The sequence below is a fragment of the Klebsiella sp. genome (assembly GCF_027492335.1).
Lineage (GTDB): Bacteria > Pseudomonadota > Gammaproteobacteria > Enterobacterales > Enterobacteriaceae > Klebsiella > Klebsiella huaxiensis.
Window position 1 is genome coordinate 1 of record NZ_JAPUEW010000040.1, and the last position, 14,805, is coordinate 14,805.

At 53.8% G+C, this 14,805-nt stretch carries 12 protein-coding genes; 8 read left to right on the plus strand and 4 right to left on the minus strand.

The window, feature by feature from the left end:
- Positions 1-198: 198 nt before the first annotated feature.
- Positions 199-561, minus strand: coding sequence for a YibL family ribosome-associated protein (locus QVF11_RS10715; protein ID WP_110275971.1), 363 nt, complete (start codon positions 559-561; stop codon positions 199-201).
- Positions 562-836: 275 nt separating this feature from the next.
- Between QVF11_RS10715 and QVF11_RS10720 the strand changes: the two genes are divergently transcribed.
- Complete coding sequence (locus tag QVF11_RS10720; protein ID WP_110275970.1) at positions 837-1,061, plus strand: hypothetical protein; 225 nt, start codon at positions 837-839, stop codon at positions 1,059-1,061.
- Here the strand turns inward: QVF11_RS10720 and mtlR are convergent.
- The 3 genes from mtlR to QVF11_RS10735 form a co-directional block, all read right to left on the minus strand.
- Positions 1,050-1,652 carry a mannitol operon repressor MtlR gene (gene mtlR / locus QVF11_RS10725; protein WP_110275969.1) on the minus strand — a complete coding sequence of 201 codons (603 nt, stop codon included), beginning with the start codon at positions 1,650-1,652 and terminating at the stop codon, positions 1,050-1,052. The two genes, QVF11_RS10720 and mtlR, sit on opposite strands and share 12 nt — an antisense overlap.
- Positions 1,649-2,797: a mannitol-1-phosphate 5-dehydrogenase gene (mtlD, locus tag QVF11_RS10730; RefSeq protein ID WP_287856846.1), complete on the minus strand. Its 1,149-nt coding sequence runs from the start codon at positions 2,795-2,797 to the stop codon at positions 1,649-1,651. Before mtlD ends, mtlR begins: the two co-directional genes overlap by 4 nt.
- A gap of 138 nt (positions 2,798-2,935) precedes the next feature.
- Positions 2,936-4,846, minus strand: a complete 1,911-nt coding sequence (locus QVF11_RS10735; protein WP_110275967.1) for a PTS mannitol transporter subunit IICBA — start codon at positions 4,844-4,846, stop codon at positions 2,936-2,938.
- 535 nt (positions 4,847-5,381) lie between these two features.
- On the opposite strand from QVF11_RS10735, the gene QVF11_RS10740 reads away from it, so the two are divergent.
- The 7 genes from QVF11_RS10740 to QVF11_RS10770 all read left to right on the plus strand — a co-directional run bounded on the left by QVF11_RS10740 (position 5,382) and on the right by QVF11_RS10770 (position 14,542).
- Positions 5,382-5,753, plus strand: a complete 372-nt coding sequence (locus tag QVF11_RS10740) for a DUF3302 domain-containing protein (RefSeq protein WP_112215660.1) — start codon at positions 5,382-5,384, stop codon at positions 5,751-5,753.
- A 3-nt stretch (positions 5,754-5,756) separates the two neighbouring features.
- Positions 5,757-6,893 (plus strand): HlyD family secretion protein, encoded by a 1,137-nt coding sequence (locus tag QVF11_RS10745; protein WP_112215661.1) that lies wholly within the window; start codon positions 5,757-5,759, stop codon positions 6,891-6,893.
- 218 nt (positions 6,894-7,111) lie between these two features.
- On the plus strand, positions 7,112-8,650 hold the full coding sequence (locus tag QVF11_RS10750; protein WP_287856849.1) for a PTS transporter subunit EIIC: 1,539 nt from the start codon (positions 7,112-7,114) through the stop codon (positions 8,648-8,650).
- Positions 8,651-8,663: 13 nt separating this feature from the next.
- Positions 8,664-10,391, plus strand: a complete 1,728-nt coding sequence (locus QVF11_RS10755; protein WP_287856851.1) for a sulfatase — start codon at positions 8,664-8,666, stop codon at positions 10,389-10,391.
- Positions 10,392-10,402: 11 nt separating this feature from the next.
- Positions 10,403-11,275 carry an aldose epimerase family protein gene (locus QVF11_RS10760; protein ID WP_287856853.1) on the plus strand — a complete coding sequence of 291 codons (873 nt, stop codon included), beginning with the start codon at positions 10,403-10,405 and terminating at the stop codon, positions 11,273-11,275.
- A gap of 36 nt (positions 11,276-11,311) precedes the next feature.
- Positions 11,312-12,193, plus strand: a complete 882-nt coding sequence (locus tag QVF11_RS10765) for a MurR/RpiR family transcriptional regulator (RefSeq protein ID WP_112215665.1) — start codon at positions 11,312-11,314, stop codon at positions 12,191-12,193.
- A gap of 261 nt (positions 12,194-12,454) precedes the next feature.
- On the plus strand, positions 12,455-14,542 hold the full coding sequence (locus tag QVF11_RS10770) for a TonB-dependent receptor domain-containing protein (RefSeq protein WP_287856855.1): 2,088 nt from the start codon (positions 12,455-12,457) through the stop codon (positions 14,540-14,542).
- Positions 14,543-14,805 lie beyond the last annotated feature (263 nt).

The window sequence follows — 14,805 nt, forward strand, 5'->3', positions numbered from 1 at the left end:
CAAACCGCTGACGGCTGTGAACTTGTAGCCCGGTCAGCGCAGCGCCACCGGGAAGCATGGCGCAGAGGATTTCAATACGAAAGCCGATCCCGGAGGCGGCGTTTGACGTGCCAGTGCGGGCTACCAAATCAGCAGATTGTTCGATCCCGTAGCCCGTTCAAACAGCAGTGCTACCGGGGGATTTTCGCAGCGAAAAGGTCAGAACGCGGTTTTTGAGAAGCCGGTCATCTCTTTAAGGCCCATTTCGCGACCCAGAGCGGTCATCGGGTGGACAAGAACCAGCCCGCGCACGCTTTTTTTGAGTTTGCCAATATCGGCCTGCTCTTTTTTGGTGATGGCGCGACGGTGCGGCAGGCTCATCAGTTTCTGCGCTTCTTTGCTCAGTTTTTGACCCTGAACTTCGCGCAGGCGCACAAGCTCCGCCTCAATGGTGGTTTTTTCTTTTTCCAGCTCGGCGTACTTGTCTGCGGCTTCAACCAGCGACAGGTCGGCCTGCTGGTGACGGATGGCGTCGAGACGGTCGCTCAGACGTTTAATTTCACTTTTTTCGATTTCTTTCATGGTGGTTTAATCTATTAAGAAATGGGCGTTATCAGACTATAGTATGTGCTGTCGCTTCCGTTGTGGGTAGCTATTTATCAAAACGTCACGACTTTACCCGCAATAACAATCGCTGTGAGTAATTATAATAATTTGAATATTATACGGATTTCCCACCAGAGTGGGTGAATGTTCATTTCTGTGAAGCCTGTCAGCCATTAAGCACGTTTTCCTCATCTAAATCCCTTCTTTTGGCTAATTCTTAACAAGATGATCCCCGAGCAGAGGAGAGCGTGATGGCGAAAATCGGCGACGGTGTACCGCGTATTATTGATAAGGCCGTAGATTTTATGGCTTCAAGCCAGGCTTTTATGGAATATCTAAAAAAGTCCCCGCGTTTGCAGCATATACCGCGGGATATTCCGGCGGACAAAGAGGAGCTGTTTCTGCGTCGTCTGGAGTATTATCGGCAGCTTTATCAGCCGACGTGTGACCAGCAAGAGACCGAATCAGAGCGTTGATTTTTGAAAGGCTTTTTTTAAGCTGATTTTAGAAATCAGCTCGGTCAGAGACAGCATCATTGTTGAACGTACAACCTGCTGGTAGCGCAGTTTCTGCATTGCCAGCAGTTCCGCATCGCTATTATCGTCGAATAGCGGCATCGGGGGCAGCGCAGCGACGCAGTGCAGCTCGCCAAACGGTCCGAGAATCTCATCGTCGGTAAAGCTGTACTCATTACCATCGTGGTTCAACTCTTCGCGCAGGGCCATTAGCAGCTCGGCGTCTTCGTATTCGGCGCGACTGATCACCCCGAGGCCATAAATCAGCTTCAGGCGTACAGAAAGGTCACCCAGCGGCCCCTCGCCGTCTAGCAAGGGCTCTACTGCGTATTTCACCGCATAGTCGTCTTTACGGAACACCTGAAGCACCAGGATATTGACCGCTTCCGTCAGTAGTTCAACGGTAGCGATCAGGAAGCTTCTTACGGTTTTGCCAGCATTCAGACGCTCAAGCACACGGTTTTCAAATGCCTGTGTTTCTTCCATTATTGCCTGCATATCTGACAGGAGTAGTAATGGGCGCGGTTCGGACCGCGCCAGATCTTGCCTCATTTGGTGGCGTTATAGTCGTTAACAGCTTCCGCCACCACATCGCTTGCCGCGTCCAGACCTGAAATCTGCGCCAGCGCGGCCTGAGGGCCTTTTTCTGCAATCAGCGCCGCCAGCTCCTGCGCCTGCGGGTCGTCTTCGCTGCGGAAGTGCATCGCCGCAGCGATCCCTTTCACCAGGTTCAGATGCGGCAGGCCGTATTCCAGCGTACCAAGCAGCGGCTTAATTAAACGATCGCCCGCACTCAGTTTGCGCAGCGGCTGGCGGCCAACGCGCTCAACGTCATCTTTCAGATACGGGTTCTCGAAACGACCAATAATTTTCTGGATATAGGCTGCGTGTTTCTGTGCATCAAAGGCATAACGTTTGATCAGTACCGCGCCGCTCTCTTCCATGGCCCCTTTAACTACCGTGCGGATTTTCTCATCGAGAATCGCGTCACGAATCGTCTGGTGACCCGCCAGTTTTCCGAGGTAGGCGGTTATAGCATGTCCGGTGTTTAAGGTGAATAGCTTACGCTCGACAAATGCCATCAGATTATCGGTTAATTCCATTCCTGGGATATTCGGCAGCTCGCCTTTAAACTGGGTCTTGTCGACAATCCACTCGCTAAAGGTTTCCACGGTCACTTCCAGCGGGTCGTGAGTGGCGGAAGCGGATGGCGGAACGATGCGGTCAACGGCGGAATCAACGAAGCCGACGTTGGCTTCAACCCAGGCTTTATCTTCTTCAGCCAGAGCGTTAAAAACGTGGCCTTTGAGCTGAGTCGTGCCGCGGACCATGTTTTCGCAGGCGATAATATTCAGCGGGGCTGTAATGCCCTGCGCTTTGCGTTTAGCCAGGCCTTTAGCAATGGCCGGAGCAATGCGCTCCAGCACAACCGGGCCGACGGCGGTAGTGATCAGGTCAACGCTGGCAATCAGGTCAACGACTTCATCACCGATGCTGCTGACGGCGTCGACGCCGGAAACGGTATCAACCTGCTCATTTTCGCCGACCACGTGAACCTGATAGCTATGACGGGCATTCAGGGCATCAAGCACAACCTGATTTACATCCGCAAACGTCAGCTTTATCCCCGCGTCTGCCAGCAGTTTGCCGATAAAGCCACGACCGATATTACCTGCGCCAAAATGTAATGCTTTCATAGTATTAACCTTCAATTAATGTTTTTACCTGAGAGGGCTGGGGTGAGGCTTTTCCCTCACCCTAACCCTCTCCCCATGCATGAGGAGAGAGTGGGCGTTTCCCGGATTGCGGCGTAAACGCCTTATCCGGGCTACACGTTACGCTTTCAGCAGCTTCAGGACTTCTTCAACGCTGGTGGTTTTGGTCAGACGCTCAATCACTGACTCATCATCCAGCGCGTTGGTCAGGCTGGTAATCACCTGAATGTGCTCGTTATTGCGAGCAGCGATACCGATGACCAAACGAGCGACCTCATCCTCTTCTTCACCAAAGCGCACGCCTTCCGGATACTGACAGAACACAATGCCGGTTTTCAGCACGCGATCTTTAGCTTCGATGGTGCCGTGCGGTACCGCGATGGACTCACCCAGATAGGTCGAAGTCAGTTTTTCGCGGTCCAGCATCGCCTGGACATATTCCGGCTCAACGTAGCCGCCTTTCACCAATTGCTCACCGGCAAACAGAATCGCTTCTTCCTTAGTGGCCGCTTTACGACCGAGGAAGATATTCTCTGCACCGAGTTTGAACAGGTTAGTGTCAGCCGCATCAAAGCTGTCTTTCAGACTGTCGCGGACTTTCTCTTCGTTATCAGTATGGCGCTGCGCCGCAACCAGACGTTCGGTCAGACTGGAGTACAGGCCGCTGTCGAGGAAGTTGGTCAGCGAAATATGCTGCGCCTGCGGTACCTGACGCATCGCACGCTCGGTCAGGTCGCGGTGGGTGATGACCAGGTCAACATCCGGCGGCAGGTTGTTAATCGCACAGTTAGTGACGGAGATATTGCTCAGACCGGCATCCTGTACTTTCTTGCGCAGCACGCCTGCACCCATGGCGCTGGAACCCATACCGGCGTCGCAAGCCACGATGATTTTACGCACGTGGCTCAGGTCGTTAGCGACATCGCCAGCAGCCAGCGGAGTGGCTGCGCCTTTGGACTGCGCTTTCATATCCTGCATGCGACGGGTCGCTGCATCGATATCGTCTTCTTCTTTAACCTTGCTGGTTTTCAGCAGAACGGCTGAAACTACGAAGGAAACGGCCATCGCAGCCACAATCGCGGCGATGTTAGCGAAGTAGGCACCTTTCGGCGTCATCGCCAGCACGGCCAGGATAGAACCCGGAGAAGCCGGAGAAACCAGACCGCCGTTAAGGATAGTCAGGGTGAATACGCCGGTCATACCGCCGAGGATAACGGCCAGAATCAGACGCGGATTCATCAGCACGTAAGGGAAGTAAATCTCGTGAATACCGCCGAGGAAGTGGATGATTGCCGCACCGCCCGCAGACTGTTTAGCGCTACCGCGACCAAAGAACATGTATGCCAGCAGAACGCCCATACCCGGACCCGGGTTAGCTTCAATCAGGAAGAAGATCGATTTGCCAAGGTCATGCGACTGCTGAATACCCAGCGGCGAGAAGATACCGTGGTTGATGGCGTTGTTGAGGAACAGGATTTTCGCTGGTTCAACAAAGATGGACGCCAGCGGCAGCATGTCGTGGACAACCATGAAGTTAACACCTGCCGCCAGAATTTTGGACAGGACTTCAACTGCAGGACCAATGCCGAGGAACGCCAGGATGGCGAGGATCATCCCGATGATGCCGGCAGAGAAGTTGTTCACCAGCATTTCGAAGCCGGATTTGATTTTGCCATCAACCCAGACGTCAAAACGTTTAATCGCCCAGCCGCCTAGCGGACCGGCAATCATTGCACCGAGGAACATCGGCATATCCGCGCCGACGATCACGCCCATGGTGGTAATTGCGCCGACCACGCCGCCGCGCTCGCCGCCAATCAGCTTACCGCCGGTATAACCGATCAGCAGCGGCAGCAGATAGGTGATCATCGGACCAACCAGCTTCGCCAGCGTTTCGTTCGGTAACCATCCTGTCGGAATGAATAATGCGGTGATAATACCCCACGCGATAAACGCGCCGATATTTGGCATCACCATGTTGCTGAGGAAACGACCAAAGCTTTGCACTTTGATCTTGATATCGGATGACATAAAACACCCCTTCTTCTGTTTTTGCTATCGGCAGGCTGAAAGCCCGAGGCTCGTTGTTAATGTGGCGGCAGAGGTAGCCGGACCCTGTTTGATAGTGCGAAATCTGGCACTGAATCGTTAAGCTGTCCAGTCGATGGATTTTTGTGTGATACAGATCACATGAATATAGGTGACTGGTAGGTGTATGTAGTGATCGTTATCACAAAATGCATGTGTAAAAAAACAACAGCTGGGCATTTTAGAGGCAATTAAGGGGTTTTATGTGATGTAACTCACATATTATCTTTGAGTGTTTGTTATTTATTTGTGATGTTAATCACAAAATATTTTGATCTGGATTTCTCCTGGTGTGATCTCCGGCAGGTTATGCCGTATTCAGTGCGAGAGCGTGTAACTGAGTAACTCGATCCGCTAAAGAACATTTTAGCCGTCAATGGCGAAAATCAAATCGGTGAATTATGCTCAATCTGTCGGCCGTTTTTTTATCTGCCACAAAACAAATCCTATTAATAATTAGCGTAAATCCGAGGAAAATATGTTTCTCAATTATTTTGCGCTCGGCGTTCTGATTTTCGTTTTTCTGGTGATTTTTTATGGAATCATCATTCTCCATGACATCCCTTATTTGATTGCGAAGAAACGCAACCACCCGCACTCGGATGCGATTCATGTTGCGGGCTGGGTGAGTCTGTTTACTTTACACGTCATTTGGCCATTCTTATGGATCTGGGCCACGCTTTATCAACCGGAGCGCGGTTGGGGGATGCAGCACCGGCGGGGTGGAGTGCCGCCAGAAGCGACAGAAGATGAGGATGAAATTAGCGAACTTCGCCAGCGGGTCAGCGCGCTCGAACAGCGAATAACCGATCTTCAGCCGCCAGCCCAACCCCCTTCGGTGGAGAAATAACTCATGGACCTGCTGATTATTTTAACCTACGTGGCGATTGCCTGGTCGATATTTAAAATATTCAAGATCCCGGTAAATAAATGGACGGTTCCCACCGCGGCGCTGGGCGGGGTATTTATTGTTAGCGCGCTTATTTTATTAATGAACTACAACCATCCTTACACCTTTACCGCGCAAAAAGCGGTTATTTCTATTCCGATTACTCCGCAGGTTACCGGGGTGGTCAGCAGCGTAACGGATAAAGCAAATCAACGGGTCAAAAAGGGTGAAGTTCTGTTTACCATCGATCCGGTACGCTATCAGGCGCGGGTCGACAGGCTCCAGGCTGACCTTGTCACCGCACTTCACGGCATCAACACGCTGAAAGCCCAGCTTTCTGAGGCCCAGGCAAACACCACGCGCGTCTCGGCGGAGCGCGATCGGCTCTATAAAGACTATCAGCGTTATCTGAAGGGCAGCCAGGCGCGGGTAAACCCGTTTTCGGAAAGTGATATCGATAATGCCCGGCAAAACTATCTGGCTCAGGATGCGATGGTGAAGGCGTCGGTTGCGGAGCAGGCGCAAATCCAGAGCCAGCTCGACAGCATGGTCAACGGCGAGCAATCGCAGGTAGTGAGCCTGCGCGCGCAGTTGGCGGAGGCGAAATATAACCTCGACCAGACCACCGTGCGTGCGCCCAGCGACGGCTATATCACCCAGGTTTTGATTCGCCCCGGCACCTACGCCGCCTCGCTGCCGCTGCGTCCGGTGATGGTGTTTATCCCACAGCAAAAACGGCTGATTGTGGCGCAGTTCCGGCAAAATTCGTTGCTCAGACTTGAGGCGGGCGACGATGCCGAAGCGGTGTTCAACGCGCTGCCTGGCCAGGTCTTTCACGGCAAGCTGGTGAGTATTCTGCCGGTGGTGCCGGGGGGAACGTATCAGGCACAGGGCACGCTGCAAGCGTTGACGGTCACACCGGGTACCGATGGTGTGCTGGCAACCATCGAACTCGATCCCAATGCCGCCGTGGACGCGCTACCTGACGGGATTTACGCCCAGGTGGCGGTTTATTCCGACCACTTCACCCACGTTTCGGTGATGCGCAAAGTGCTACTGCGCATGACCAGCTGGATGCATTATCTTTATCTGGATCACTAAACCCGCCATTTTCCCGCCCGGTTAGCGCTATGTCGTATTGATGGCCGGGCTTTATGCTTCATATGATTCCCTTCCGTCGCAGACGAAAATTTTTGGTGATGCCTGTCACTATTTCAGCGTCCTGCGTTGACAAATTGCGCAAATGATCGGAACAATAGTTTCATTAAATCACTATAAACATGAAACTAAAACTTCATTTGCCAATATCAGGGATTCGTATGAGCAGATTATTTGCTGGAGCACAGAATCTGGGTAAGTCGTTTATGCTGCCAATAGCCATTCTCCCCGCAGCGGGGTTGTTACTGGGCTTTGGCGGCGTGTTCACAAACCCGGTGACCTTATCAACCTATCCGTTTCTTAATGGTGAGGTCGTTCAGGCGATTTTTACCGTCATGCGGCTATGCGGCAGCGTGGTGTTCGACAACCTGGCGCTGCTTTTTTCCGTCGGCATTGCCGTCGGGCTGGCGCGTAGCGACAAAGGTACCGCCGGGCTGGCGGCGGTGCTCAGTTTTCTGGTGATGAACAAGGCGATTAACGCGCTGCTGCTGCTGAACGGCACGTTGGCCAGCGAGAACCTGGCCGCCGCCGGGCAGGCAAGCGTGCTGGGGATCACCACGCTGCAAACCGGCGTGCTGGGCGGGGTGATGTGCGGCCTGCTGACCTCCTGGGTACATAGTCGCTACGGTAAAACGCAGCTGCCTGACATGCTGGCGTTTTTTAGCGGTTCGCGCTTTGTGCCGATCATGACTTCTTTCTTCGCCATCTTTCTTGGCGTTGCGCTGTTCTGGGTGTGGCCGCACGTGCAGGCCGGGATTTCGCATCTGGGGATCCTCGTTGAGAAGACCGGGTACGTCGGCACGTTAATTTACGGCATGATCCTCAAGTGCCTCATTCCTCTCGGTTTGCACCATATTTTCTATATGCCGTTCTGGCTAACCAGCGTTGGCGGTGAAGCGATGGTCAACGGGCACATGGTTGAAGGAACGCAGAAAATCTTCTTTGCCCAACTGGCTGACCCTTCCGTCACCCAGTACTACATCGGCGTATCGCGCTTTATGGCAGGACGCTTTGCCGACTTTATGTTTGGCCTGCCGGGCGCAGCGCTGGCTATCTACCACTGCGCAAAGCCGGAGAACAAAAAGAAAGTCGCCAGCCTGATGCTCTCCGCTGCCCTGACCGCATTCGTCACCGGGATCACCGAGCCGCTGGAGTTCGCCTTTATGTTCTGCGCGCCGCTGCTCTACGTGGTGCACATCGTCCTGACTGGCTTCGCGTTTATGTTCTCCCATATGCTGGAAATTACCGTTGGTCAGACGTTCTCCGGCGGACTGGTGGATTTCCTGCTCTTCGGCGTGCTGCAAGGCAATGCCAAAACTAACTGGATCTACATCTTCCCGCTGGGCGCGGTGATGTTCTGCACCTACTACTTCTCGTTCCGCTTCCTCATTCAATGGCGTCAGTTGAAAACGCCGGGACGTGAAGATGAAAGCGAAGAGACGCCGACGGCCAGCGTGTCGCAGGACGTTCGCGCAGCGGGCATTGTTGAGGCGCTGGGTGGTCGGGGCAATATCGTTGATGTGGACTGCTGCGCGACCCGCCTGCGGATCACCGTCAACGATGCGGAAAAGGTGAAGCTGGATGATTTCAAACAGCTCGGCAGCAAAGGCGCATTTATTCGCGGCCAGGGCGTACAGGTGGTTTATGGCCCACATGTGACGCTGATTAAAAACGAAGTCGAAGAATTTATCGGTTCATAAAGAGAGCAGTCTTATGAAAGCAGTTATGTTGATGTTTGACACCCTGACCCGCAATCACCTTGCACCCTACGGCGGGGATGCGATAACGCCGAACTTCACGCGCCTGGCGCAGGAATCCGCGCAGTTTGATAACTTTTACGTCGGCAGCATGCCCTGTATGCCCGCACGTCGCGAGCTGCACACTGGGCGTTACAACTTCCTGCACCGTAGCTGGGGGCCGCTGGAGCCGTTCGACTTCTCCGCGATGCAGGCGCTGCGCCAGCACGGCGTCCACACGCACATGGTGACTGACCATAAACACTACTGGCGAGACGGCGGCGCCACCTACCATACCCGCTACTCGACGTTTGAGTTTATTCGCGGCCAGGAGGGGGACTGCTGGAAAGGTCAGGTGGAGAAGCCGCTGATCCAGTGGCAGGGCAATGAAGACGAAGAGACCCGCCGCCGCCGCGCAGGGCGCATGACCCAGGACTTAATCAACCGCACGGCGATGCCGACGCAAGAGGAGCACTTTACCCATCGCACCATCAGCGCCGGGATGGAGTTCCTTGAGACTAATCGGGACCAGGGAAACTGGTTCCTGCAAATTGAATGTTTCGACCCGCACGAGCCGTTCTTTGTCCCGGAAAAATACCTGGCGCAGTATGGCTGCAAACCGGGCGACTTTGACGGCTGGGTGCCCTACTACTGCGGCGCACCGGGCGGCGAAGATGATGACAAAGTGCGTAAGTTCTACCAGGCGCTGATCACCATGTGCGACGACTATCTCGGTCAGGTGATGGATAAGCTCAAGGCGCTGGACCTGTGGGACGATACGCTGTTTATCGTCTGCACTGATCACGGCTTCCTGCTGGGCGAGCACCAGTGGTGGGGCAAAAATATCATGCCGGTATATAACGAAATCGCCAATACGCCGTTCTTTATTCGCGACCCGCGCTGTCGGGCTGAGGGCGTGCGGCGCCAGGCGCTTGCCCAGACCATTGATATCCCGGCGACCCTGCTTGAGTATTTTAACGTCCCGCGCCCGGCAACCATGACCGGGCAGCCGCTGCGCCCGGCGGTTGAGCGCGATGAGGCGATTCGTGATTACGCGCTGTTTGGCTATTTTGGCGGGCATATCAATATCACCGACGGCGATTACGTCTATATGCGCTGCCCACGCGAGCAGAACAAAGCGCATCTGTACGAATACACGCTGATGCCGACGCGCATCGACAGCCCGTTTAAAATCGATGAGCTGAAAGATATTCGTATTCATCCCGGATTTGATTTCACCCAGGGCGTGCAGGTGATGCAGATCCCCGCGACCTTCGGCTACCTCAATCCGTGGCGATTTGGCGATAAACTGTTTGATATCAAAAACGATCCGCGCCAACAGTATCCCGTCGCAGATAGCGCTTTGTCACAGCGTTATGCCAGCGCATTAATCCCCATGATGCGCCAGCACGATGCGCCGCCGGAGCTGTATACGCGTTTCGACCTGGAGTCTCTGTCGCCCGAACGCGACCAGCAGTTCGTTGTGCGCCAGCAGGAATCAACGGCGGGCTATACCTGCGCGCATCCGGGCGTCGCGGAAGCGCTGGCATTTCTTGTGCGCAATAGCGATTCACAGACGCTGGACTTTGCTGAGGATAAAGTGATTGATGAGGCTGATATCTTCACGCTGATTGACCGCCTGTTTACCGGCGATAAACATCGGGCGATGGTCTATCAGACGCGGCTGCTGCTGCGTACGGCTTAGGAGAAGTGAGCATGGAGTGGCGTCTGGAAAACGCGCGTTTCCGTATGGTGGTGCAGGCTGTTGGCGCGGAGCTAAGCGAGCTGTGGGATAACCATCGCCAGCGCAGCTGGATATGGCAACCGCAGGCGGGAGTATGGAGCAACTCGGCGACGCAGCTGTTTCCTGTTGTGGGGCAGCTCATCCACAATGGTTTATGGCAGGGCGAGCGTTTTTTTCCGCTCACCGCACACGGTTTTCTGCGCCACCAGACGTTCACCTGCGTGTCGCAGGACGCCACTCATCTGATCCTTGAGGCCTCCGACACCGCTGAAACGCGCGAGGTCTGGCCGTTTGCGTGGCGCATACGCTTGACGTGGCGGCTAAATGACGATGGTATCAGCGTAGATTGGGCGGTGATTAACGAGGACAGCCAGCCCTGGGGCTACTCGCTGGGCTGGCATCCCGGCTTCGCGCTGCCGGTATCCCGTGAGGCGGGCTGGCAGGTGCGTTTCGATCGCGCCTGCGTGGGGCCTTTTGCGACCGATAAGCGGACGCTGACGATATCCGACGACGCGCCGGACGTCTCGGCGTTTATATTGTCGCCGGATAGCTTTGCTGGAGGCGCGGTCTATTTTGCGCTGGGAGAGGGTAACCGCCGGGCGGTCTGCTCCCCGGATGGCCGGGAACAGATTGTTTTTTCCGGTAGCCAAAAATGGCTGGCGCTATGGGGCGTTCCTGGTGCGGATCTGCTGTGCGTGGAGCCGCTCAACGGCACCACCGACGATCCCAATTTTGATGGGCAAATAACCCATAAGCGCGGCATTAAGTGGCTGGCGGCGGGGGAAACGCACGACCATCAGCTCTCACTAAGCTTCCCGGCAGACAGCGAACGACAAGCGGGCTAAACTACCTGACTTAACGCGCGGTCAGGAGAGCCCACAGTGAGTGTGAATAAGAAAAACGTACGCGTCTACCTCGCCAACATTCTCAGTAACCTCGGAGAAACGGACGGCAAAATAGCCGGTTATATCTTGCAACAGCCAGCGCAGGTGGTGCAGCTACCGGTGAAAAAGCTGGCGCTGGAGATTGGCGTAAGTGAAGCCACCATCATCCGTTTTTGCAAGAAAATCGGTTACGCCGGGCTATTGAACCTGAAGGCGGATCTTAAGCGCGAGCTGTTGGACGACAGCGATTTATCGCTGCCTTCGTCGCCGGATATTTTCCTTGATGATTCGCGTAACGATGTGGCGCAAAAGATAGCGCTCACTATTGAAACCTCAACCCGGGAAACCATCGGCCTGCTGGAGATGAAAATCGTCAAGCCGGTGGTCGAGCGCTTTTTGACCGCGCGCCGGGTGATGTTTGTCGGTTTTGGCGCATCGGGGCTGGCGGCGCTGGAAGCGCGGGATAAGATGAACCGCTTAGGGATTGATTCCGAAGCCTTTACCGACCGCTTCACCATGACCTTAAAGCTGGCAAACCTGAAGGCCGATGATCTGGTGGTGGCCTTTTCGCACTCAGGTGAAACGCCGGAGGTGGTTAACGCCTTCCGTCTTGCGCAAAAGAAGGGAGCCTGGACGCTGGCAATTACTCATAGCCCCCATTCTCCGCTTACTGAGCTGGCGAACACCTTCTGGCTGACCAGCGGCGAAGCGGGGCCGATGCAGGGCGATTCCATCTCAACGCGTATTGCGCAGCTGTTTATCATTGAATTCCTGTGTACCGAAATTACCCGCCACAACTTACGCGATAGCGGCGTTACCGGTTTGTCGATTAAAGAACTATTGATAAAAGAGCGTATTAAGCGCGAATCTTCAGAGTAAGCATATTGTTTAAAACCCGCAGGCAAAAATAATCCGGCGGGTAATTCTATGGTTCTCCTTATTTGTTATTTCCTGACGGCGTATTAATTTTCGCGCTTAGGTATTCTTTGTGTGAATTATTAATTAAAAAATATATTTATTAATTATTTATTCATGGCGGATATATTGGCCTCATCAGTAAAGTTTTGTAAGTAAGATTAACTTTTTGCAATTAATAATGAAAATGATTCTCACTTCTATTCACATTGTGAGGGATCGAGTATGACCACATATGGACGTGAGAAATTATTAATTGGTGCAACCGTGCTGTTATGCGCACCGGTGTTTGCCGAAACGGATAATAAAATTGAGGATGTCGAGACGATTAAAGTTGTGGCATCGGTTAAAAGCACGCCGAAAGAAACCAGCGTTTACGCGAATAAAATTGCCGCCCGTCAGCCGGAGCTAATCAAAGATATTCTGCGTGATATTCCAGGCGTTGATGTTGGGGGCACCAACGGATTCAATCAGCAAATCTATATGCGCGGTGTGAGCGACAAGGGAATTAACGTCACCATTGATGGCGCGCGCCAGATGGGTGACCTTTTTCACCATGGCGGTAATTTATTAATTGACCCAGCGTTATTAAAGCAGGTTGATGTCTCCGTGGGCGCGAACTCGGTGGTCAATGGTTCCGGAGCGCTGGGTGGGGCGGTGAAATTCACCACTGTTGATGCATCTGATTTATTGCGGTCGGGCGAAAGCTTTGGTGCCCGGGTAAAAACCGGCTATGACACAAATAACGACGAATGGTCTAATTCGCTGACCCTATTTGGGCGGGTCGCGGATCGTGTTGACCTGCTGGGCTATATCAGCCGCAGCGATTACGATTATGGTGAGAGCGGCGACGGTACGCGTATTGGCGCTGATGGCAAAGATAAAAGCTATTTAGTGAAGGCCGGTGTTGACCTTTTTGAAGGGCAGAAAATAAAGGCGTCGGCTGAGCGCGTAAAATCGGACGGTGAATATCCGTTCCGTGCAGAATTCTCTTATCGCCCGACGACCACCGCGAATTTCCAGGACTACACGCCGCAAAACTTCATCCGCGAAACCCAAACCCTCTCTTATGAAGCGGTTGACGGTAGCGGCTGGATTGATCTGAAAGTCGCTGGCTATCACACCAAAAATGAACTCGATCGCAGCCAGCCGCATAAAAATATGGCCGCAGCGATTCGTTCCGGCGAAGCGAGCGCCAGCGTTAAAAAACGTTGGAATAGTCTGGATAGCGGTTGGGTGAACAATGTGGAAACCTGGGGCGTTAACGTTGATAACCGTTCAGAATTCCAGACCGGCGCTTTTGGCCACACGCTACGCGTAGGCTACGAATGGTTCCAGACCAAAAACCATCGTGATGATTACCAGTATTCCAGCGGCCGAAAAACCGCCTCCTGGGACGGCGAAAAGGGGACCAGCAACTCCGGGTATCTGGAAAATGCCGTACAGTTTGGCGGGCTCACGCTCACGCCGGGGCTCCGCTACGATCATTATCAGGCGGATATGCTGGGCGATCAGGATCAAACGTTTACTGAGTTCTCCAAAGCCTTTGGTGCAGAGTATCGGTTTGAATCCGGTTTTGGTTTATTTGCTAACTACACTGAGCTGTTCCGCGCGCCGGATACCACCGAGTCAATCCGCGTGAACTCCAGCGAGTTTAATCAGAAAAACCGCCTCGATCCGGAAACCGGTGATAACAAAGAGGTCGGGATTTTCTTCGACCGTCGCGGCCTCATTGCGCAAGACGACTCACTCAGTATTGTCGGCAAATATTTCCGCACACATTACGACAACCTGATTGTCCAGACGGCGGTTCCCGGCGTTTCTGAACTTACGGAACGTTTCAATGCCGGTAATGCCGTGGTCGACGGCTATGAAGCCTCAGTGAATTATGCAGTAAACGATATTATTACCCGTTTCAGCTATTCCCATATCAGCACCGATTATAAGTCGCCGCTGATGGTTGAAGGGGTGGCAAAATATGGCGATATTCTGGGGCGTGATACCGGTGATAAATATACCGTTGGCTTGACGTATCTGCTGCCTAAATATGATGTTGCCATGCACTGGAACTCGTTGTTCTACACGCGCTATAAAGATGCGGAAACGAAAAAGCCAGGCTATGGCGTGAACGATCTGGCGGTTGAATGGGCGCCGACATCCGGCACGCTGGATGGCCTGACCTTAAGCCTTGGGTTATACAATATCTTTGATAAAAACTATGTATCCCACACCTCGCGCAACAGCTATGGCGTACTGGGCGCGGACTACGAACCGGGGCGGAGCTTCCGCGCCAGCGTGGCTTATCAGTTCTAACCGTAAATACAGGTTTTTCCAGCCGTCAGCGGACTGGTAGCCCGGACAAGGCGCGTCGAGCGCCGCCTCCGGGAAATGCGCCTGGGCTGAGGCATTGGCGCTGCTTCGTCCCGGTGGCGCTGCGCTGACCGGGCTACGGGTTTCCAGTTGTCTGCGGACTGGTAGCCCGGACAAGGCGCGTCGAGCGCCGCCTCCGGGAAATGCGCCTGGGCTGAGGCATTGGCGCTGCTTCGTCCCGGTGGCGCTGCGCTGACCGGGCTACG

What these genes read in the sequence shown, in the direction of transcription:
- QVF11_RS10715 (WP_110275971.1), bottom strand. Translation starts at nt 561, where the DNA reads ATGAAAGAAATCGAAAAAAGTGAAATTAAACGTCTGAGCGACCGTCTC.
- QVF11_RS10720 (WP_110275970.1), top strand. Translation starts at nt 837, where the DNA reads ATGGCGAAAATCGGCGACGGTGTACCGCGTATTATTGATAAGGCCGTA.
- mtlR (WP_110275969.1), bottom strand. Translation starts at nt 1,652, where the DNA reads ATGAGGCAAGATCTGGCGCGGTCCGAACCGCGCCCATTACTACTCCTG.
- mtlD (WP_287856846.1), bottom strand. Translation starts at nt 2,797, where the DNA reads ATGAAAGCATTACATTTTGGCGCAGGTAATATCGGTCGTGGCTTTATC.
- QVF11_RS10735 (WP_110275967.1), bottom strand. Translation starts at nt 4,846, where the DNA reads ATGTCATCCGATATCAAGATCAAAGTGCAAAGCTTTGGTCGTTTCCTC.
- QVF11_RS10740 (WP_112215660.1), top strand. Translation starts at nt 5,382, where the DNA reads ATGTTTCTCAATTATTTTGCGCTCGGCGTTCTGATTTTCGTTTTTCTG.
- QVF11_RS10745 (WP_112215661.1), top strand. Translation starts at nt 5,757, where the DNA reads ATGGACCTGCTGATTATTTTAACCTACGTGGCGATTGCCTGGTCGATA.
- QVF11_RS10750 (WP_287856849.1), top strand. Translation starts at nt 7,112, where the DNA reads ATGAGCAGATTATTTGCTGGAGCACAGAATCTGGGTAAGTCGTTTATG.
- QVF11_RS10755 (WP_287856851.1), top strand. Translation starts at nt 8,664, where the DNA reads ATGAAAGCAGTTATGTTGATGTTTGACACCCTGACCCGCAATCACCTT.
- QVF11_RS10760 (WP_287856853.1), top strand. Translation starts at nt 10,403, where the DNA reads ATGGAGTGGCGTCTGGAAAACGCGCGTTTCCGTATGGTGGTGCAGGCT.
- QVF11_RS10770 (WP_287856855.1), top strand. Translation starts at nt 12,455, where the DNA reads ATGACCACATATGGACGTGAGAAATTATTAATTGGTGCAACCGTGCTG.